Origin of the sequence: Brochothrix campestris, assembly GCF_046058945.1 — a bacterium.
In the GTDB taxonomy this organism is placed as follows: domain Bacteria; phylum Bacillota; class Bacilli; order Lactobacillales; family Listeriaceae; genus Brochothrix; species Brochothrix campestris.
In genome coordinates this window covers 1,250,510-1,270,787 of record NZ_CP175511.1, presented here as the reverse complement: position 1 = coordinate 1,270,787, position 20,278 = coordinate 1,250,510, and the positions used below count along the sequence as shown (strand labels likewise).

The 20,278-nt window shown below is 39.9% G+C and carries 19 protein-coding genes; 17 read left to right on the top strand and 2 right to left on the bottom strand.

What is annotated here, in order from left to right; genetic code table 11:
- Positions 1 to 66: 66 nt before the first annotated feature.
- The 11 genes from ACJYYY_RS06275 to pnp all read left to right on the top strand — a co-directional run bounded on the left by ACJYYY_RS06275 (position 67) and on the right by pnp (position 14,811).
- The gene (locus tag ACJYYY_RS06275; protein ID WP_408868722.1) at positions 67 to 4,386 is read left to right on the top strand and encodes a PolC-type DNA polymerase III; all 4,320 of its coding nucleotides are present in this window, start codon (positions 67 to 69) and stop codon (positions 4,384 to 4,386) included.
- A gap of 360 nt (positions 4,387 to 4,746) precedes the next feature.
- Complete coding sequence (gene rimP, locus ACJYYY_RS06270) at positions 4,747 to 5,202, top strand: ribosome maturation factor RimP (protein ID WP_035313724.1); 456 nt, start codon at positions 4,747 to 4,749, stop codon at positions 5,200 to 5,202.
- 33 nt (positions 5,203 to 5,235) lie between these two features.
- Entirely contained in the window at positions 5,236 to 6,456 is a 1,221-nt protein-coding gene (gene nusA / locus ACJYYY_RS06265; RefSeq protein ID WP_084038505.1) for a transcription termination factor NusA, read from the top strand.
- Positions 6,457 to 6,475: 19 nt separating this feature from the next.
- Positions 6,476 to 6,757 (top strand): RNase P modulator RnpM, encoded by a 282-nt coding sequence (gene rnpM / locus ACJYYY_RS06260; RefSeq protein WP_035313723.1) that lies wholly within the window; start codon positions 6,476 to 6,478, stop codon positions 6,755 to 6,757.
- A complete protein-coding gene (locus ACJYYY_RS06255; RefSeq protein WP_408868721.1) occupies positions 6,747 to 7,058 on the top strand; it encodes a L7Ae/L30e/S12e/Gadd45 family ribosomal protein in 312 nt (103 codons plus the stop codon). The genes rnpM and ACJYYY_RS06255 overlap by 11 nt, the downstream gene beginning before the upstream one ends.
- Positions 7,059 to 7,072: 14 nt before the next feature.
- Positions 7,073 to 9,454 (top strand): translation initiation factor IF-2, encoded by a 2,382-nt coding sequence (gene infB / locus ACJYYY_RS06250; protein WP_408868720.1) that lies wholly within the window; start codon positions 7,073 to 7,075, stop codon positions 9,452 to 9,454.
- Positions 9,455 to 9,513: 59 nt separating this feature from the next.
- The gene (gene rbfA, locus ACJYYY_RS06245) at positions 9,514 to 9,861 is read left to right on the top strand and encodes a 30S ribosome-binding factor RbfA (RefSeq protein ID WP_035313721.1); all 348 of its coding nucleotides are present in this window, start codon (positions 9,514 to 9,516) and stop codon (positions 9,859 to 9,861) included.
- Between the two features lie 82 nt (positions 9,862 to 9,943).
- On the top strand, positions 9,944 to 10,873 hold the full coding sequence (gene truB / locus ACJYYY_RS06240) for a tRNA pseudouridine(55) synthase TruB (protein ID WP_035313720.1): 930 nt from the start codon (positions 9,944 to 9,946) through the stop codon (positions 10,871 to 10,873).
- Positions 10,874 to 10,906: 33 nt separating this feature from the next.
- The gene (locus tag ACJYYY_RS06235; protein WP_035313719.1) at positions 10,907 to 11,851 is read left to right on the top strand and encodes a bifunctional riboflavin kinase/FAD synthetase; all 945 of its coding nucleotides are present in this window, start codon (positions 10,907 to 10,909) and stop codon (positions 11,849 to 11,851) included.
- 144 nt (positions 11,852 to 11,995) lie between these two features.
- Positions 11,996 to 12,265, top strand: coding sequence for a 30S ribosomal protein S15 (gene rpsO / locus ACJYYY_RS06230; RefSeq protein ID WP_035313718.1), 270 nt, complete (start codon positions 11,996 to 11,998; stop codon positions 12,263 to 12,265).
- Between the two features lie 434 nt (positions 12,266 to 12,699).
- Positions 12,700 to 14,811: a polyribonucleotide nucleotidyltransferase gene (gene pnp, locus ACJYYY_RS06225; protein ID WP_035313716.1), complete on the top strand. Its 2,112-nt coding sequence runs from the start codon at positions 12,700 to 12,702 to the stop codon at positions 14,809 to 14,811.
- A 337-nt stretch (positions 14,812 to 15,148) separates the two neighbouring features.
- Here the strand turns inward: pnp and ACJYYY_RS06220 are convergent, their stop codons facing one another.
- Both ACJYYY_RS06220 and ACJYYY_RS06215 read right to left on the bottom strand, forming a co-directional pair.
- Positions 15,149 to 15,754 carry a transposase gene (locus tag ACJYYY_RS06220; protein WP_408868719.1) on the bottom strand — a complete coding sequence of 202 codons (606 nt, stop codon included), beginning with the start codon at positions 15,752 to 15,754 and terminating at the stop codon, positions 15,149 to 15,151.
- Positions 15,672 to 16,331: a transposase family protein gene (locus tag ACJYYY_RS06215; protein ID WP_408868718.1), complete on the bottom strand. Its 660-nt coding sequence runs from the start codon at positions 16,329 to 16,331 to the stop codon at positions 15,672 to 15,674. The genes ACJYYY_RS06220 and ACJYYY_RS06215 overlap by 83 nt, the downstream gene beginning before the upstream one ends.
- Positions 16,332 to 16,560: 229 nt before the next feature.
- Between ACJYYY_RS06215 and ACJYYY_RS06210 the strand changes: the two genes are divergently transcribed.
- The 6 genes from ACJYYY_RS06210 to ACJYYY_RS06185 all read left to right on the top strand — a co-directional run bounded on the left by ACJYYY_RS06210 (position 16,561) and on the right by ACJYYY_RS06185 (position 19,914).
- Positions 16,561 to 16,779 carry a helix-turn-helix domain-containing protein gene (locus ACJYYY_RS06210; protein ID WP_035312693.1) on the top strand — a complete coding sequence of 73 codons (219 nt, stop codon included), beginning with the start codon at positions 16,561 to 16,563 and terminating at the stop codon, positions 16,777 to 16,779.
- 104 nt (positions 16,780 to 16,883) lie between these two features.
- Complete coding sequence (locus ACJYYY_RS06205; RefSeq protein WP_051456746.1) at positions 16,884 to 17,165, top strand: uberolysin/carnocyclin family circular bacteriocin; 282 nt, start codon at positions 16,884 to 16,886, stop codon at positions 17,163 to 17,165.
- A gap of 356 nt (positions 17,166 to 17,521) precedes the next feature.
- Positions 17,522 to 18,295: a hypothetical protein gene (locus tag ACJYYY_RS06200; protein ID WP_408868717.1), complete on the top strand. Its 774-nt coding sequence runs from the start codon at positions 17,522 to 17,524 to the stop codon at positions 18,293 to 18,295.
- On the top strand, positions 18,292 to 18,798 hold the full coding sequence (locus tag ACJYYY_RS06195; RefSeq protein WP_035312697.1) for a stage II sporulation protein M: 507 nt from the start codon (positions 18,292 to 18,294) through the stop codon (positions 18,796 to 18,798). The genes ACJYYY_RS06200 and ACJYYY_RS06195 overlap by 4 nt, the downstream gene beginning before the upstream one ends.
- A complete protein-coding gene (locus tag ACJYYY_RS06190) occupies positions 18,780 to 19,415 on the top strand; it encodes an ATP-binding cassette domain-containing protein (protein WP_035312699.1) in 636 nt (211 codons plus the stop codon). Before ACJYYY_RS06195 ends, ACJYYY_RS06190 begins: the two co-directional genes overlap by 19 nt.
- A complete protein-coding gene (locus tag ACJYYY_RS06185; protein WP_408868716.1) occupies positions 19,402 to 19,914 on the top strand; it encodes a hypothetical protein in 513 nt (170 codons plus the stop codon). The genes ACJYYY_RS06190 and ACJYYY_RS06185 overlap by 14 nt, the downstream gene beginning before the upstream one ends.
- The last annotated feature ends 364 nt before the right edge of the window (positions 19,915 to 20,278 follow it).

The following is a 20,278-nucleotide window of genomic DNA, read 5'->3' as shown; positions in this document are numbered from 1 at the left end:
GAGAATAGCTTGAAGTTTGCTATAATTAATCTTTGTAGAAGAAATATCCCAATTGGAGATGAACACATGGAAAATAACAGTCAATCCAACAAATTACACATCTTGCTTGAACAAATCGGCTTGATGGATAATGACCTCATCCGTGCAGAACTGACACACGCTTCGTTAGCAAAGGTCGTTGTGCATGAACAAAGTCAACGGTGGCAGTTTGTCATTGATATAGAAACATATTTAACTGGTACAACGTATCGCGTATTAACAGAAGCCTTAACAAATAGCTTTGAGCATATCCATTCGGCGGAGTTTAAGTTTGTTTCAAAGGCAGGCGAACTCACCAATGCGATTTTAGCTGATTACTGGCCGTTCTTTGCCAATAAAATTCGTGAGTCGTCACCGATGATTGGGCAACGTTTCGCTGATCAAGTGCCGCTCATTGCCAACAATAAAATTCAATTGGCGGCTGATAATGAGACAGAAAAATTAGTGATGACTAAAAAATGTGGCAACGCGCTGCTGCCCTTAATGGAACAGGCGGGGATGACAGGCTATAGCTTTACGATTGAAGTTAAAGCGGTTGACCGTGAGTCAGAAGCCTTTAAACAGTTCACAGCAAACAAAGAGAAAGAAGATAAGGCAAAAGCGTTAGCGACCTTAAACGAGATGCAAAAACGTGTCGAGAATCAAGCGAAAGACAATCCTGTTCCGAGTGGCCCATTAGTTTTAGGATTGCCAATTAAGGCGAATGAAGAAATGATGACCTTGGATCAAATCGTTGATGAAGAACGAAAGGTAACTGTCCAAGGTTACATATTTGCCTCAGAAGTGCGTGAATTACGCAGTGGCCGTTCACTCGTTCAGTTTAAGATTACCGATTACCGCAGCTCAATCATCGTGAAGATGTTCTCACGAGATAAAGATGACAGCTCTATTTTTGGCGGCATCAAAAAAGGCATCTGGGTTAAAGTACGTGGCTCAGTGCAAAACGATAACTTCTCACGAGAATTAATTTTAATGGCACAAGATATTAACGAGATTAAAGTGAAGGGTCGTGAAGATACCGCTAGCGAAAAACGGGTGGAATTACATTTACACACACCAATGAGTACGATGGATGCTGTGACACCAACCGCAGATCTTGTTGCCCAGGCAGCCAAGTGGGGGCATAAGGCAATCGCGATTACCGACCATTCAGGGGCACAATCTTTCCCTGATGCGCATAGTGCTGGCAAGAAACACGGCGTTAAAATTTTATACGGCACCGAAATCAACTTAATCGATGAAGGTGTTCCGATTGCCTATAATGAAGCACCGCTCGCATTACAGACCGCTTCATATGTCGTATTTGACTTTGAAACGACGGGTTTATCAGCCGTTTACGATAAGGTAATTGAAGTCGGGGCCGTCCGCATGGTCAATGGTGAAAAAATCGACGAATTCGAGGCCTTCATTAATCCGGGGCATCCGTTAAGTGCGACCACCATTAACTTAACCGGGATTACCGATGAGATGGTTGCTGATACACCAACGGAGCTTGAAGTGTTTACCCGTTTCAAAGCATGGGCCGGTGACGATATTTTAGTGGCACATAATGCCAGCTTTGATATGGGCTTCTTAAACGCTGCCTACAAACGTCATGGCTTTGGCGAAGCGACTAATCCAGTGCTCGATACGTTAGAGTTAGCGCGTTTCTTATACCCGCAATTTAAAAACCATCGTTTAAACACGTTAACGAAACGGTTTAACATTATTTTAGAACAACATCACCGCGCCATCTTTGACTCTGAAGCAACTGCCTACCTGGCATGGAAGCTTATTAAAGACGCCGAAGAAAACCGCCAGATTACGATGCACGACCAGTTGAATCAATATGTTGGTGAAGGCGATGCTTATAAACGAGCGCGCCCCTCGCATGCGACCTTGTTAGCGACAAACGATGTCGGGTTAAAAAACCTCTTCAAAATTATTTCAGCGTCGAATCTAAATTACTTGCACCGTGTGCCTCGCGTACCACGAACACTACTTGATAAACATCGTGAAGGAATCATTGTCGGTTCAGGTTGTGACCGTGGCGAAGTGTTCATGGCAATGATGCAAAAAGGTGCGGTTGAAGCGGAAAACGCAGCGCATTATTACGATTTTATTGAAGTAATGCCACCGACTGTTTACCAACCGTTAATCGATGGTGAGATGGTGAAAGATCGTACGGAGTTACAAGACATTATTAAAAACATCGTTGCACTCGGTGAGAAATTAGAAAAAACCGTTGTAGCAACCGGAAATGTGCATTACTTGGATCCAAAAGATAAAATCTACCGTAAAATTCTCATCAACTCACAAGGGGGCGCCAACCCGCTTAACCGTAATCCATTGCCGGACGTCCAGTTCCGCACGACGAATGAGATGCTCGAAGAATTCGCGTTTATGGGCAAAGACAAGGCCTTTGAAATCGTCGTAACGAACACGAACGCCATCGCCGATCGGTGTGAAGAAATTGTCCCTGTTCGAGATAAGCTCTATACACCTAAAATCGAAGGGGCAGACGAAGAAGTGACTGAAATGAGTTACACGAATGCTCGTGCAAAATATGGCGACGAACTGCCCCAGATTATTATCGACCGTTTAGAAAAAGAATTAAAAAGTATTATCGGTCACGGTTTCGGCGTTATTTACTTGATTTCACAAAAGCTCGTAAAAAAATCAAACGATGATGGTTATATCGTAGGGTCGCGTGGCTCGGTCGGCTCGTCTTTTGTAGCGACGATGACAGGGATTACCGAAGTAAACCCCTTGCCACCACATTACGTTTGCCCCAACTGCCAACACTCTGAGTTTTTCCATGATGGTTCAGTCGGTTCTGGTTTCGACTTACCCGATAAGGCCTGTGCAAAATGTGGCACGAACTATGATAAAGACGGCCATGATATTCCGTTCGAAACCTTCTTAGGCTTTAAAGGGGATAAAGTACCCGATATCGATTTAAACTTCTCGGGTGATTACCAAGCGCAAGCTCATAACTATACGAAAGTATTATTTGGGGAAGATTACGTCTTTCGGGCAGGCACAATCGGTACCGTTGCCGAAAAAACAGCCTATGGCTTCGTAAAAGCGTATGAGCGCGATAACGACCTCCATATTCGCGGTGCAGAAACCGACCGCTTAGTGAATGGCTGTACAGGCGTGAAGCGGACAACCGGACAACATCCTGGGGGGATTATTGTTATTCCTGATTACATGGACGTTTACGATTTTTCACCGATACAATTTCCGGCGGATGACGTTAACTCAGAATGGCGTACCACCCATTTTGATTTTCATTCGATTCACGATAACGTCTTAAAACTCGATATTTTAGGACACGATGATCCGACAATGATTCGGATGTTACAAGATTTAAGCGGCATTTCACCAGCCGATATTCCGACGGATGATCCTGATGTGTTCGCCTTATTCTCAGGCACGACATCATTAGGCGTTACGCCAGAAGACATCAACTCCAAGACAGGCACGCTCGGTGTACCCGAGTTCGGCACGCGATTCGTTCGACAAATGCTCGAACAAACGAATCCAAGTACCTTTAGTGAATTGCTCCAAATCTCTGGTCTATCACACGGAACCGACGTTTGGTTAGGCAATGCTGAGGAATTAATTAAGTCAGGACAATCTGTCTTGTCTGAAGTAATCGGTTGTCGTGATGATATTATGGTCGGCTTAATCTACATGGGTGTCGAAGAATCATTAGCCTTTAAAATCATGGAATCAGTGCGTAAAGGAAAAGGCGTTCCTGAAGAATGGGAAGCGGCCATGCGCGCTGAAAACGTACCGGATTGGTACATCGATTCGTGTAAAAAAATCAAGTACATGTTCCCGAAAGCCCATGCCGCAGCCTATGTCTTGAACGCGGTACGCATTGCCTACTTTAAAGTCCATCATCCATTGTTTTATTATGCGACATACTTTACCGTTCGCGCAGATGACTTTGATTTAATTGCAATGGTCAACGGCAAGCAAGCCATCATGGCGAGCATGAAAAATATTACCGATAAAGGCATGGAAGCATCAACGAAAGAGAAGAACCTCTTAACCGTGCTAGAGTTAGCCAATGAAATGGTCGCGCGTGGTCTTAAATTCCAAAAAGTCGATTTATACAAGTCGAGCGCAGATGAGTTTATCATCGAAGGCGATTCACTGATTCCGCCGTTCAACTCGATTCCTGGGCTAGGAACAAACGTGGCGAAACAACTTGAAGCGGCTCGTGATAATGGCATCTTCTTATCGAAGGAAGATGTGAAACAACGCGGAAAAGTATCGCAAACGATTATTGATTACATGAGCGATATGGGTTGTTTAGACGGCTTGCCAGATGAAAATCAGTTGTCATTATTTTAAGGGATAACAAGCATAAACGACATTTCTACGTCAATTCAGTCAAACGAATTGATGTGGGAGTGTTTTTTTGATGAAAGCAGAAGCGGTCGTGGCCTAATTAATTAGGCGCTAAAAACACAGCCATTAGCAAAACAGATAAAGAAGCTACTGAAAGCGATTGATTGGAAATGATGATAAAACGCAGAAGACGTGCTTGATTAACGGCTAATAGTTGCAAGAACGGTGCTTTTATGCTATATTTAGTATGTAAAGTTTAGATAGTTGTCAGCGGAGAGTGGGTATATGCCCACTCTTTCGTTTTGACATCAGCATGAAGTGGCAATCAGTCACTGTGCTGTAAACAGAGGTTAGGAGGTCGAAATGAGTAAAATTACAGAGCAAATTACAGCGATTGCAGAGCCAATTGTGGAAGGCCTTAATGTTGAATTAGTCGATATTGAGTTCTTAAAAGAAGGTGCCAACTGGTTCCTCCGTATTTATGTGGATACTGAAGCAGGTATTGATATTTCAGAATGTGCTGCAGTCAGCCGCGAAATTAGCGCGAAATTGGATGAGTTAGATCCGATTGAACAAAACTATTTCCTTGAAGTGTCATCTCCAGGAGCAGAACGACCATTGAAGAAAAAACGTGATTTTGAACGTGCCATCGGTCAATTCATTAACGTAAAATTGTACGAACCGTTCGAAGACAGTAAGGAACATGAAGGTACATTAAAAGCATACGATGGCGAATCAATCACAGTCACAATCGCCGATAAAGATTTGACATTCGACATTAAAAAAATTGCTATGGTACGTTTAGCAATTCAATTTTAACGAGTCAGCTAATTAAATAAGGGAGTGAACGAAATGGGTACAGAATTATTAGATGCTCTAACAGTTTTAGAGAGCGAAAAAGGGATTGAAAAAGATTTTATTATTGAAGCATTAGAGGCAGCACTTGAATCAGCTTACAAACGTAACTTTGATCAAGCGCAAAACGTTCGTGTGGACATTAACCAAACAACAGGTTCAATGCATGTTTACGCGCAAAAAGAAGTAGTGGATGAAATTCTTGATTCACGCCTTGAAATTACGCTTGAACAAGCACACGAATATAACTCGGCTTTTGCAGTTGGCGATACAGTTGAAATCGAAGTGACACCACGTGACTTTGGTCGTGTAGCGGCACAAACTGCGAAACAAGTTGTGACACAACGTGTTCGTGAAGCTGAACGTGGCATTATTTACAACGAATTCATCGATCGTGAAGATGACATTATGACAGGTATCGTAGAACGTCAAGATTCTCGTTTCATCTATGTGAACCTTGGTAAAGTAGAAGCGATTCTTTCGAAAAATGAGCAAATGCCGAATGAGCGTTACCACGCACATGACCGTATTAAAGTTTACATTACGAAAGTTGAAAAAACATCAAAAGGCCCACAAATCTATGTGTCACGTACACATCCCGGTTTGTTAAAACGCCTCTTTGAAATTGAAGTGCCTGAAATTTATGATGGCTTAGTTGAAATTAAATCGGTTTCACGTGAAGCTGGCGACCGTTCTAAAATCTCGGTCTTTTCATCAGATCCTGAAATCGATGCAGTTGGTTCATGTGTTGGGACAAAAGGGCAACGTGTCCAAGCAATTGTTGATGAATTAAAAGGCGAAAAAATCGACATCGTTGAATGGTCTGAAAACCCAGTTGAATTTGTTTCTAATGCATTGAGCCCAGCTCAAGTTGTAAACGTCACTGTCGATCCAACAAACCAATCAACAACTGTTGTTGTGCCTGATTACCAACTATCATTAGCAATCGGTAAACGTGGTCAAAATGCCCGTCTTGCTGCTAAATTAACAGGTTGGAAAATCGACATTAAAAACGAAACAAACGCTGCTGAATTAGGTATCTTCCCATTCGTTGAAGGCGCTCAAGCCGACAAAGAAGCAGAAGCTGCACCTGTTGAGGTCGAAACAGTGACAGCTGAAGTTACGGCTGAACCAGTTGTCACAGAAGAAGTTGTTGAAGAAGTTACAGCTCCAACTTTTGTTGTTGATATCGAACCGGCTGCTAACACAGAAGAATAATTCAGACGGAGGTGAGATCATGGTGAAAAAAATACCGCTACGTAAGTGTATCGTCACCAATGAACGGATGCCTAAAGCAGAATTGCTTAGAATGACCTATTCTAAAGAAGGTGAAATCGCGATTGATCCCGCAGGTAAACTGCCGGGTCGTGGCGCTTATATAACTAAGTCTGTTGACATCGCTAAAAAGGCGAAGAAACGCAATAGCTTAGGCACTGCATTTAATGCAAAAAATGACTTTCATTCATTTTACGATGAAGTGATTGCTTATTTGGAAAATGAGGTTAACAATGCAAACTAGTGATAACGTATTATCTACACTTGGAATGGCAATGCGTGCAGGAATGATTACTGCAGGTGAAGAATTTGTAATTGCAGATGCGCGAAAATCAAAAGCAAAATTAGTCATTATCGCAACAGATGCTTCTGAACGAACACAAAAAAAATTGATCGACAAATGTACTTTTTATGAAACACCCTATGTGATTTACGGCTCTCGTGAAGATCTCGGTGCGGCAATTGGTAAATTTGATCGGGTTGTTCTTGGCGTGCTCAGTGGCGGATTTGCGAAGAAAATACGTTCATTACTGTCTGACAAATAACGGAGGTGCTCGATATGGCGAAAATCAGAATTCATGAATACGCGAAAAAAAGACGAGTTACAAATAAGTTAGTAATCGACGAATTGAATGCAATGGGAATTCCTGTTACAAACAACATGTCGCTGTTAGATGAAGAAGTAGTGAAACAATTAGATACAAAAAAATTCAGCGGTGTCAAAGCACCGGCTAAAAAAGCGGTCGTTAAACCAACTGAAAAAAAGGCGAAACCCGTTGCTAAAACAACGAAACCAGCCGCAACAAAACAAAATAAAGCTCAGTCAAAAGAGTTAGATAAGGTGGAAACTATAACGGATACTAAAAAAACGAAACCAGCAACGTCTAAGCCAGCTACTAAAGCTGCATCGCCAAAAAAAGCTGATGTTAAAACGAACAAACCTGCTGCTAAGCCAGCAGCTAAAAAAGTGGAGGCGAAACCTGCTACTAAACCAGCAGCAAGTGCTGCCAGTGTTGCAGCCGCAGCTTCTAAACCAACAGGGGGCGGAAACAACCGCGGAGGTAACAGCCGTTACCAACCAGCGAACCGTTTCAACAACCGTCGTCGTCGTAAACCAAAACAATCAGCAAGTCAAATTGCTGCGCAAAAACAAAAGATGTTAGTACCACTTCCTAAAAAAATCATGATTGACGAAACAATGACAGTCAGTGAATTAGCGAAAGCATTAGGTCGTGAAGCGTCTGAAGTTCTTAAAAAATTATTTATGCTTGGTGTCGTTGCGACAATCAACCAATCATTAGAAAAAGATGCCGTTGAACTTATTTGTAATGAATATGGCGTTGCCGTTGAAGATGAAGTGAAAGTGGATACTGCTGACTTAAACTTATACTTCGAAGATGATACAAAACCAGAAGACTTAACTGAACGTGCGGCTGTTGTTACTATTATGGGTCACGTCGATCACGGTAAAACAACCTTGCTTGACAACTTACGTAACTCTAAAGTAACTGACGGTGAAGCCGGCGGAATTACACAGCATATCGGTGCTTACCAACTTGAATTAGAAGGTAAAAAAATCACTTTCCTTGATACACCAGGACATGCCGCGTTTACAACAATGCGTGCGCGTGGGGCTTCGATTACCGATATTACAATCTTAGTTGTTGCTGCTGATGATGGTGTTATGCCACAAACAATCGAAGCAATTAACCATGCAAAAGCGGCTGATGTGCCAATTATTGTAGCGGTTAATAAAATCGATAAACCAGATGCAAACCCAGATAACGTTATGCAATCATTAACTGAATATGGTTTAGTACCTGAAGCTTGGGGTGGCGATACTATCTTCGTACCAATCTCAGCTAAATTCGGTAAAAACTTAGACGAATTGCTTGAAATGATCTTATTAGTTGCTGAAGTACAAGAATTACGCGCAAACGATCAACGTACAGCAATCGGTTCTGTGATTGAAGCGCGTCTTGATAAGAGCCGTGGTCCAATCGCAACCTTATTAGTACAAGATGGTACGTTAAACGTTACTGACTCAATCGTTGTTGGTAATACTTACGGCCGTGTTCGTACAATGGTTAACGATTTAGGTCGTCGTGTTAAAACAGCCGGTCCATCAACTCCAGTTGAAATTACTGGTTTAAACACAGTGCCACAAGCAGGTGACCACTTCGTTGTGTTCGCTGACGAGAAACAAGCTCGTGCTGTAGGTGAAGCGCGTGAATCACGTGCTGTTGTTGAACACCGTCGTTCAATTAACCGTGTAAGTCTAGATAACTTATTCGAACAAATGAAAGAAGGCGAAATGAAAAACGTTAATGTTATCATTAAAGCCGATGTTCAAGGATCAGCTGAAGCATTAGCTGCCTCATTACGTAAGATTGATGTCGAAGGCGTTCGCGTTGACATTATCCATACAGCTGTAGGTGCGATTAATGAGTCAGATGTAACACTTGCGGCTGCATCAAACGCAATCGTTATCGGATTCAACGTTCGTCCGACACCACAAGCGCTTGAAGCATCAACAATTGAAAAAGTAGATATCCGTTTACACAACATTATCTATAACGCAATTGATGAAATTGAATCAGCGATGACTGGTATGTTAGACCCTGTCTTTGAAGAAAAAGTAATCGGTAAAGCGATTATCCGTCAAACATATGCTGTTTCTAAAATCGGTACAATTGCCGGAACATATGTGACAGAAGGTAAAATCACACGTAAGAGCCAAATTCGTGTTATCCGTAACGGTATTGTTGTCTTTGATGGCTTACTTGCTTCATTACAACGCTTTAAAGATGATGCTAAAGAAGTTACAATGGGCTTTGAATGTGGTGTTACATTAGAAAACTACAACGATATGCAAGAAGAAGATATTCTTGAAGCATACATCATGGAAGAAATTAAACCTAAATCAAAAGGTAAAAAATAAGTAAATGATGCGCAGTCCCTCTTGGTTGAGGGGCCTCGCATGATTATGAGGTGACTAATATGAGTAATTTACGTGCTGAACGCGTAGGTGATCAAATGCAAAAAGAGTTAGGTCAAATTATTAGCCAAAAGCTAAAAAATCCTAACCTCGGCTTTGTAACGGTGACAGATGTCCGTGTCACAGGTGATTTATCACAAGCGAATGTCTATGTATCAATCATGGGCTCAGACAAAACAAAAGAAAAAAGTATGCTTGCCTTAGAAAAATCAAAAGGTTTTATTCGAAATGAAATCGCCAAACGTATTCGTTTACGGATTGTGCCTGAACTCTTTTTCGAAATTGATGCTTCGGTTGAATATGGGAACCATATTGATGATTTATTACGTAGTTTAAATCAAAAAGACTAGACATCAGTGTCTAATAATAGTGAAAACGCTTGTCAAACGTAGGTTTATCGACGTATGCGAGCGTTTTTTTTAGGAGGAGAATATGAACGGTATATTAGCATTATGGAAACCAGCTGGCATTACATCGCATGATTGTGTCTATAAACTCCGCAAAATTCTAGGCACAAAAAAGGTTGGTCATACGGGAACGCTTGATCCAGCTGTTACAGGTGTGTTGCCAATTATGATTGGTAAGGCGACCAAGCTGTCAGAATATATGACGGCAACTGGTAAAATGTACGAAGCTGTTATTTGCCTTGGCTCAACAACAACAACAGAGGATGCCACAGGCGAGGTTGTTGAAACAAAAGCACTCGTTGGTGACATCAGTCCAGTCGAAATTGAAGCTGCGTTGGCGGCATTAACTGGCGAAATCACGCAAATACCACCGCTTTATTCAGCGGTTAAGGTCAATGGACGTAAATTGTATGAGTATGCCCGACTCGGTCTTGAAGTTGAACGACCAGAACGTCAGGTAACGATACATGCGTTGGAACGACTCGATGAAGGTGTCGTTAATGCGGCCAATCCGAGCTTTAAAATTCGGATAGACTGTTCAAAAGGCACATACGTACGGACGTTGGCTGTGATGTTAGGCGAATTGCTTGGTTATCCTGCCCATATGGAAGACTTGGTCCGCACAATGAGTGGGACGTTTACACGCAAAGACTGTATCACGTTAGAGGAATTAAATGAATGGAAAGCAACTGGCGAGCCAGCAGACTTTTTATATGATATGATGTTAGCGGTTAAAGATTTAACACAGATTCATCTTTCAGACGAGGCACATTTAACTGTTAAACACGGCGGTTCATTAACGGCTGAACAGGTGCAAGAACAACCGGGCGATACAACGACCTTGCGTGCGTTGATTCATCATGACGTGCTTGTGGCGGTTTATAAACCACATCCAACGAAAGAGGGCATGTGGAAGCCTGAAAAGATGATTTTAAAAACAAACGGCTCAATTTAATTATTTTGACGTAAAATGAGAGGAATGACAGTAGTGGAAATTATTCGTTTGCACCATCCCTTGGCTGCTGAGTTACGTTCGACAGAGCCAATCGTATTAGCCTTAGGCTTTTTTGACGGTGTTCACCGTGGGCATCAAGCCGTTATTAAAAGGGCCGTTGTAGAAGCAAAGAAACGCGGCGTTAAATGTGCGGTGATGACCTTCGATCCGCATCCATCAATGGTTTTAAGCAAGGTGAAAAAAACAGTGAAGTACTTAACACCCTTGGCTGAAAAAGGCGATGAAATTGCCAAACTTGGCGTTGATACCTTATATGTGACGCGTTTTACATCTCACTTTTCAAGTTTAGCACCGGCCGACTTTGTTGAAGACTATATCGTCGGTTTAGGGGCTGTTCATGTTGTGGCTGGCTTCGATTACTCGTATGGTAAATTTGGTGCTGGCAAAATGGAAACTTTACCAGACTTCGCCAAAGGTCGTTTCGAGGTGACGACGGTTGGTAAGTTAAGTGATTTAAACGATAAGGTTAGCTCAACTGTAATTCGTCGCTATTTAGGCGAAGGTGATATGGCTGCAGTCAATCAATTATTAGGCCGGCCGTACGAAACACGAGGTACGATTATTCATGGTGATAAACGGGGGCGCACCATCGGTTTCCCGACCGCTAATATTTTAACCGAACACAATATGATGTTGCCACCGATTGGAATTTATGCGACTCGGATTACGGTCAACGGACAAACGTATGATAGTATGACGAGCGTCGGCTATAACATTACCTTTAAAGATGAAAAAATCTTGTCGACCGAAGTGTATATTCTTGATTTTAACGATCAAATTTATGGAGAAGAAGTCGTGATAGAATGGCATCATTATTTCCGTCCTGAACTGAAGTTCACAGGAATTGAAGGCTTAGTGGCGCAATTAAAAGAAGACGAAACCAATACACGTGCTTTTTTTGCGAAAAAGAACAACTAATTTAACGCAAATGGTTGATTTAACAGCCGAAATTGTGTATAGTTACTATTGTACCTTGCGTACTAACCTTTACTTGGCTTGTCGACTTTCACCAGCGCTTGCTCAGTATTTGGGGCTATTAATTAATTTGGAGGTGAAAAGAAAATGGCTATCTCAAAACAAGAAAAAGCTGAAATCATCAAAGCATACGCAGTACACGAAGGTGACACTGGTTCTCCAGAAGTTCAAATCGCTGTATTGACTGCTGATATCAACTCTTTAAACGGTCACTTAAAAGAACACAAAAAAGATTACCATTCTCAACGTGGTTTAATGAAAATGATCGGTCGCCGTCGTAACTTATTGACTTACTTACGTAACAATGATGTTCCTCGCTACCGTGAATTAATCCAACGTTTAGGATTACGTCGTTAATATTAACGACTGTATTAATGCGGGAGCGAACCTCCCGCATTTTTATTTGATTAAGAACAGACTGATACGTCGATTATGAATCCAAAAAAGTGCTTAAAAGAACGAATCGCATAATAAAAAAGTGTGTGCTACTGACCTGTAAGATGAATAGGGGACAGTTAGCTCTGTTTTTTAATGCTCTGAACGAGTTGCTTTCGCTTTTAATTATCTCGTTCAATCAACCAGAAACTTACACCTTTCAGAAAAAGGCTTGCGACGGTAGATAATCGCTCACATTTTTCTTCCAAGCTGTTTGTTTCTATCGGTTGCTTTCGCTTTTAATTACTTTTTTGGATGATGGTGCATAACCATTTTATTATAATCCGTACAGGACTGTGACATCACTAACACTAGGCTCTAACGTCTATTGTTTACTTTGGAAGGGGACTATTTTAATGACAGAAAAACAAGTATTTGAAACAACTCTGGGTGGTAAACCCTTCATTATCGAAACAGGCCAATTAGCTAAACAAGCAAGCGGTGCAGCGTTTATTCGTTATGGCGACACTGTCGTTTTAACAGCATCAGTTGGTTCTAAAAATCCGAAACCATATGATTTTTTCCCGTTAACAGTTAACTACGAAGAAAAAATGTATGCTGTTGGTAAAATTCCTGGTGGTTTCATCAAACGTGAAGGTCGTCCAAGTGAGCACGCTACTTTAACAGCGCGTTTGATTGACCGTCCCATTCGTCCATTATTTGCCGATGGATTCCGAAACGATGTTCAAATTACAAACACTGTAATGAGCGTTGAACAAGATTGTGCACCAGATATTGCTGCGATGATAGGTTCTTCAATCTCATTATGTATTTCTGACATTCCATTCGATGGCCCAATTGCGGGTGTACATGTCGGCCGCGTGAACGGTGAGTACATTATTAACCCCTCTGTTGAGCAGAAACAACTGAGTGACATTGAATTAACGGTTGCCGGTACAAAAGATGCTATTAACATGGTTGAAGCTGGTGCTAAAGAAGTGGATGAGGAAGCAATGTTAGGCGCGATCATGTTTGGTCACGAAGAAATCATTCGCTTAGTTGCATTCCAAGAAGAAATTGTTGCCAAAGTAGGGAAAGAAAAACGTGAAATCGAGCTCTTCGTTCCTAACGCTGACTACGTTGCTGAAGTTAAGGCTGACTACGAAGCTAAAATGAAAGCTGCGATTAAAACGGAAGAGAAAAAAGCGCGTGAAGCTGCGATTGATGACGTGAAAGCTGAAGCGATTGCTTTCTATGAAGAAAAATATGCAGCTGAAACTGAATTAGCTGACATCATTGCCGAATTCAAGAGCATTTTAGGGAATCTTGAAAAAGATGAGATGCGTCGTTTAATCTCAATCGATAAAATCCGTCCTGATGGCCGTAAAGTCGATGAAATTCGTCCGTTAGCATCAGAAGTTGGTATTTTACCACGTACACACGGTTCAGGTCTCTTTACACGTGGACAAACACAAGCATTATCAGTTGCAACCTTAGGACCTTTACGTGAACACCAAATCATTGATGGATTAGGTGAGGAAGAAACAAAACGTTACATGCACCATTATAACTTCCCACAATTCTCTGTTGGTGAAACGGGTCCAAAACGTGCGCCAGGTCGTCGTGAAATTGGTCACGGGGCTTTAGGTGAACGTGCCTTGTTCCAAGTTTTACCAAGTGAAGAAGAATTCCCTTACACAATCCGTGTTGTGTCTGAAGTATTAGAGTCAAATGGTTCGAGTTCACAAGCAAGTATTTGTGGTTCAACCCTTGCCTTAATGGATGCGGGTGTGCCGATTAAAGCACCAGTCGCTGGGATTGCAATGGGCTTAGTTAAAGTGGGCGATGATTATACCATTTTATCTGATATCCAAGGCATGGAAGATCATTTTGGCGATATGGACTTTAAAGTAGCAGGTACTTATAAAGGGATCACAGCCTTACAAATGGATATTAAAGTGGATGGCTTAAGCCGTCAAATCTTAGAAGAAGCTCTTGCTCAAGCAAAAGCAGGTCGCGAGCATATCTTAGATCACTTAATTACAACGATTTCTGAAACACGTCCTGAGTTAAGTGCTTACGCACCTAAAATTGTGACAATGCAAATTAAACCAGCTAAAATTAAAGATGTTATTGGACCTGGTGGAAAACAAATCAACAAAATCATCGAAGAAACAGGCGTTAAAATCGATATCGAGCAAGACGGTACCGTTTACATCGCATCGCTTGATCAAGCCATGATTTCAAAAGCGAAAGAAATCATCGGTGATATCGTTCGTGTTGCTGAAGTAGGCGCCTCTTACTTAGGTAAAGTCCGTCGAATTGAAAAATTCGGTGCGTTTATCGAAATCTTTAAAGGAACTGACGGTTTAGCACATATTTCTGAGCTTGCTCATGAACGTGTTGCCAACGTCGAAGATGTCTTGAAAATGGATCAAGAAATCATGGTTAAAGTCATCGCGGTTGACGAAAAAGGCCGTGTGAATTTATCAATTAAAGCGTTGTTAGATAAACCAGAAAAGAAATAAACACGTTACGTTCACGCAAGTGAACGCTGACGACTGAGCATTGTGTTGATCAAAGCCTCAAGTCTCTGAATTTTAATGGCTCTATGTCAAATAGTGTTGTTATTCAAAATTTAGTAAAATAAGTCATTTTTGCAGCTACCTTTTTTGGTAGCTGCTTTTTTTGTAGTCATTCCTAATGTGAAGGACGCTTTCTGCGGGTGACGCTTCATCCTCCGCGCTCCGCTTGAGGTATTCAGCTGCCACTTTTCCCGCTAGAGTCGCCTTCACAAACGTCATGACGCTGCACGTTTATTATTGAGGCTCTCGCGTATTAAAAGACAGTAAAAGAGTCAATTAATTACGAGTTGGGAGCGATGCGTTTATGATTGAATCCGAGTAGAATCCTGTTTCTGAAATTTGAAAAGTTACGGTAACCAAACGAAATCCGTTTAATCACTTTTATTTTGTTATTGATCCCTCCTAAATGCCCGTTGGAATCCTTGTATTTAAAGCTATTTTCGATTGCAAGTAAATGCTTGTTTAATATTTTTAAACTGCGTTTCAGTTGTGAAGAAACGAAAGGTTTTTTAGTCTGAATCAGTGATTGGTAAGCAGGGAAATTTTTGTGTTGTAGCGCAATCAGTAATTGCTGTGCTAGTTCGTACGTTTCTTTGAATTCAACATCCAGTGTCATAAAGTAATCGATGATTCCTCTCGAACTTTTTTGTCCGTTAAATAAACGATGATAGCGATAATCAAAATCGCTTAAGTCTGTTTTGTTTTTGAGAAGTAATTTCCAATACGCTTTGAGTTTACGATAAATCTTTTTATCTTCTGAGTTTGAAGTATCATAACGGTTCATGAGTTTAATGCGTGTTTGATTAAGGGAGCGTGTTACTAATTGGGACAAATGAAAACGATCGATGATGCAATCTTCTAGATGGGAGGATATCAATGATTTCATATTTTTTCGCATCAGTGCAAATAAAACTCATCTGACTATCAGCACTCTTTACCGATTTGAATTCATCCATTGAAAGATGTAGTGGAAGCCTTTGATAGTTCGGTTTGAATTGAGGAGACCATTGGTGTAAAGCACGATTAACAGTAGTTGTTGAAACACTCTGTCTAAAAGCGATATCTTTTTCAGAAGTAATAAACTGTCCTTCGGCAGCTAGTGTTTGGATGACACGTTTGGAGATAAAACAATTTCGTTTTACCATCGAAGTTGAAGCGATAAAGGTTGTTTTACATCCTTTACATAAGAAGCGTTGCTTCTTTAAAAAGAGATAGGTTGGAAGGTTATTTGTTTTAGGGAGTGTGATACGTGATAGTTTAGTTCCGTGTTTAATGAGTTTAACTGTTTTATTATTAAAGCCGCAATTCGCACACCGTGAGTGTATGTAAGAGAGTGTGCCAAAATAACAAGTGCTTAAAACACCTTTAATTAACTGAGTTAAACACCATGTTTTTGGAAAAGAAATAGTTTCATCTGTAATTCCAGAGGAATGCGCGATATTATTAAAAGTGATAGCTGACATTGTCGAATCCCCCTTATAAATTTGTTGTGGTGACTTAATATTATAGGGATTTTGAAAATGTTGCTATTTTTTTGCGAAAAAAAAGGCATCAGTGAAAATTCACCAACACCATAAATTATAGAACCATTTTAATTCAGGGGCTTTTTTATGTTCTCCTTAGTTCCCCAAAAGCTGTTTAGGTTATACTATAGAAGGTAAAAAAACAAAGAACGCGAAGGAGAGGAGAGCAATGTTAGGTGATTATCTCAAAGCAGCGCGCAAAGTAGCTAAATTATCTCAAACAACCGTTAGTGAACAGTGTTGCAGTGTCCGTCAATTATCACGAATTGAAAACAATCAGTCGCTGCCATCGTTAGACTTGTTCATCCTACTGATCGACAAACTTGATATCGATGTCGCGGAGGTAGTCACTGTTCTCAAGCAACAACTTGGTTCAGAGGAGACATAACTGTCTATTTACTAAGGAGAAATAAACTGTTAATTTAGAATTAAAGGTAGGTTACGTAGTTTAGCTATTAGGTAACTTAACTAAAAAAGGAGGAGGAGTTTTTAATGACTATCCAAAAACGAGTGACCCAATGTTTTATCACACTGCTAATCGTGATCCTAATCGGACTATTATTTAGCGGGACATTGCCCTCTGTTAGCCTGGCAGCTCAATTCGGCATTTCACATGTAGCAGCTGTTCAAATCATAGAAATTGCCAGTGGTACAGGTTCTATTTGGGCGATTATCGCAATCGTCGGTGGCTCATTTGGCTGGGGTGTTGTTATTTTAGCAGCTGCTAAAATTTTGATTAAAAAATATGGAAAAAAACAAGCAGCTGTTTGGTAAGTTAAATGCGATACTATCATTTCATCAAAGAAAAATGGTATAAACGCTATCTTAAAAAGCAAGAAGTGATAGCCTTTCCGTTATTTGAAATGTTTCTCTGTAGTAGTCTACTGATGGGCTGTTTACTCTTGCTTATTTCATCATTTTTTAAAAATCATGTCACACACATGCATTATATTATGACAGTGCTTTTTTATTCATATCAACTGCCTTTTTTAAAACAATTATTACGGAAAATGCCTTTGGCTTATATATGTCATAAAAAACGTTACTGGAAATATCTGTGTTTCTGTTTTATTCGAGTAAATGATGTTCTATTAGTATTCACTTGCTATTTCATTTGTAGTTTTATAGTAATGATGCTTAATACTGATGTGTTAGCAATAATCAACTTAAGTTGTTTTCTACTAACTGGCTGGCTTTTACTGCCAATTATTCAATATACACCGTTAACTGTTTTCCGTGTGTTCCTTGTTTTATGCGTTCATTCACTGTTGTTTTTTAATGACTTTTTATTGTCAATTGGTTGTTTTTTACTTTCAGTAATCGTTGGCTCTGTTATTTTTAATCATTATCATCCTTATGTCTATCGGCGCAAGAAAGAAACGAAGCGACTTAATGTTCGCTTTTTAAGTACCCTTTATTTAATGAGTGTTCTATACTACCAAAAAAAAAGCTTCTTTTTTTATTGCATTATTTTCACTGGCTATATGACGTTATCTCATTATTTCACGTTAAGGCTACCGCTCTTACCCTTAGTTGTTCTCATTATGATTATCGATGCAGATGGTTTTAATCAGTCGTTGTTGGAAAATAAAAACAAAAGTATCGGTCGAATTAGTTGGTTAGCTGCTTCAAGCGCGTCTGTAAGCAAAAAAATAATCTATGGCGTTTACTTTTGGAGAGTGATACCACTTACGTTGTCATATATTACGCTGTTTTTTTCGTTGTATTTCATGATTGTTGATGGACTGGTATTAGTAGTTATTGGAACAATCTGGCTATGGCTGTTAATCGTTTATTTCTGTCAGTTACCGCTTAAAATCATCTTAGAACGAAAAAAACAGCCGCAACTATATTTGGAAGCCCTTTTTTTGACAATCACTTTTAACTTGGGTGTGTTTTTATGAAAATAGAACGTAAAGAATTAGTTAAGTTTACTGTGATAATACTAATCTTCAACATTGTTCTTGTCTTTTTAACTGTCCTTTTTTTTAAAAGGATGGATAGTAATATTCCGTTGGCAACACCTGCTTATGGTGTGAAGTTTAGCTATGAAATAATAAAGCACAATCTCTTTCACTTAATAATGACGCTACTCACATTCCCTATTAGTGCATTAACAATTAGCATTAATTGGTTGCTAATCAGTTTTTCGATTGGATTAGCTATTCATTTGACTGGTTTGGACATGACTTTATATTATTTATTACCTCATGGGTTAATCGAAATGCCAACTGTTATTTTCTATCAATTTTTAGCATGGAAAATGATGATTCAATTCTGGCAGAAGCAACAATTAACGCCCATCATTTGTTTCCTCAAAGACAATCGGTATTATTTGATGCTCACAATTTTAGCAACAATCCTTTCCGGAATAATAGAAGGGAGTGGATGGAAATTATTTATGTGACTAACATTTCAAAGACATTCAATGACAGGGTTCTTTTTGATAAATTATCTTATGTATTCTCACCAGGTTTATATCATTTAAAAGGTGAAAATGGCAGTGGGAAATCAGTATTACTAAAAATGTTAGCAGGAATCGACCATTCCTATGATGGATTGATTGAAGGAATAACCGACAAAGAGATTTTATTGTTAGACCATCATGGTATCGGTGTGCCATTTTTATCTATCCGAGACAACATTGCCTTGGCAGCTTATCTATGTGGCTGTCCGTTTTCGGTCGAAAAATGCCCCACAAACTTATATTCAAACGAGAAACGCTATTTAATGGAGCAATATGTCTCGAGTTCAATCGGTAATCAAATGAAGGTCGGACTGAGTTTGCTGTTCCTTCCAATCAAGTGGACATTAATATTATTAGATGAAGCGATGAATGGCATCGATCAAATAAGCCAAGCAATGATATTTCAAAAACTTTTGGAAATAACTAAAACAAGCGACGCGATTATCATCATTGTTTCACACACCGATCAAGCCCAAAAATTTTTACAAGCAGAATTGAGAATCATAAACTTAGTTGATTTAAAGTGTGGAAGATGTGATTTAGATGAAAAAAAGTGATAACTTTGCGCGTTTTCTGCTCTTTTCAATCGTTCCATTATCGCAATTAATCTTATACTTTGAAGCAAGAAAATTCTACCAAGATAAAGTTCCGTTCATAGTTGATATGAAACGTTTATTTAATTTGACGCAATTACAGTACAATTTATTTGAGATTATTAGTGTATTGCTCTATACAATTGTTAGTTTTTGCGTGATGTATGGCATGTACTATTTAGTGATAACTGTACTGCTGAAACATGAGAGCACTGCTTTATTTTTTTCATTAGTCGTCGCATTATCAGTCAGTCATTTAATCGGTATTTGGGCATATTTAATTTTCAAAACGTTTTTTCCGCTAGTACTCACAATCTGTCAGTCATTTGTGTTGGCTATTACTTTTCTTTTAAGTTCATTTAAGCGAAAGCACTCATTACAGACAAGTTTATTGCTTTTTTTTATTCATATGCTAATTAATGTGACCCCATTAGTCATTTGGGGACCAGAAATAAAACTATAACAAGCGTAAGTTGGATTGAATACTGTCTGTTACTAAGTGCCAAGCGCGATAGCGATGGATAGAAGCTCGTCACTTTACGCAAGCAACTGCTAGAGGCGACATAATTGTCGCTTTATCTTTACAGTGGCACTTGTCATACTCGAATTAGTCTAAAAGAAGGAGGGAAATGATTAGGGTCAGCCCAACTATCTGAAACATGGAAGGAGAGATACCAGATTGTTTCAACTCAAACTAACAATTTCGCTGTTGAAAAACGAAGGGGGGGCGGTTAGTAATACGGTGCACAATAATTAAGTTATGTAAACTAACTATTGCTAATAAAAAACCGTTCAACCTATGAGAGCAGGATGAACGGTTTCTTTTG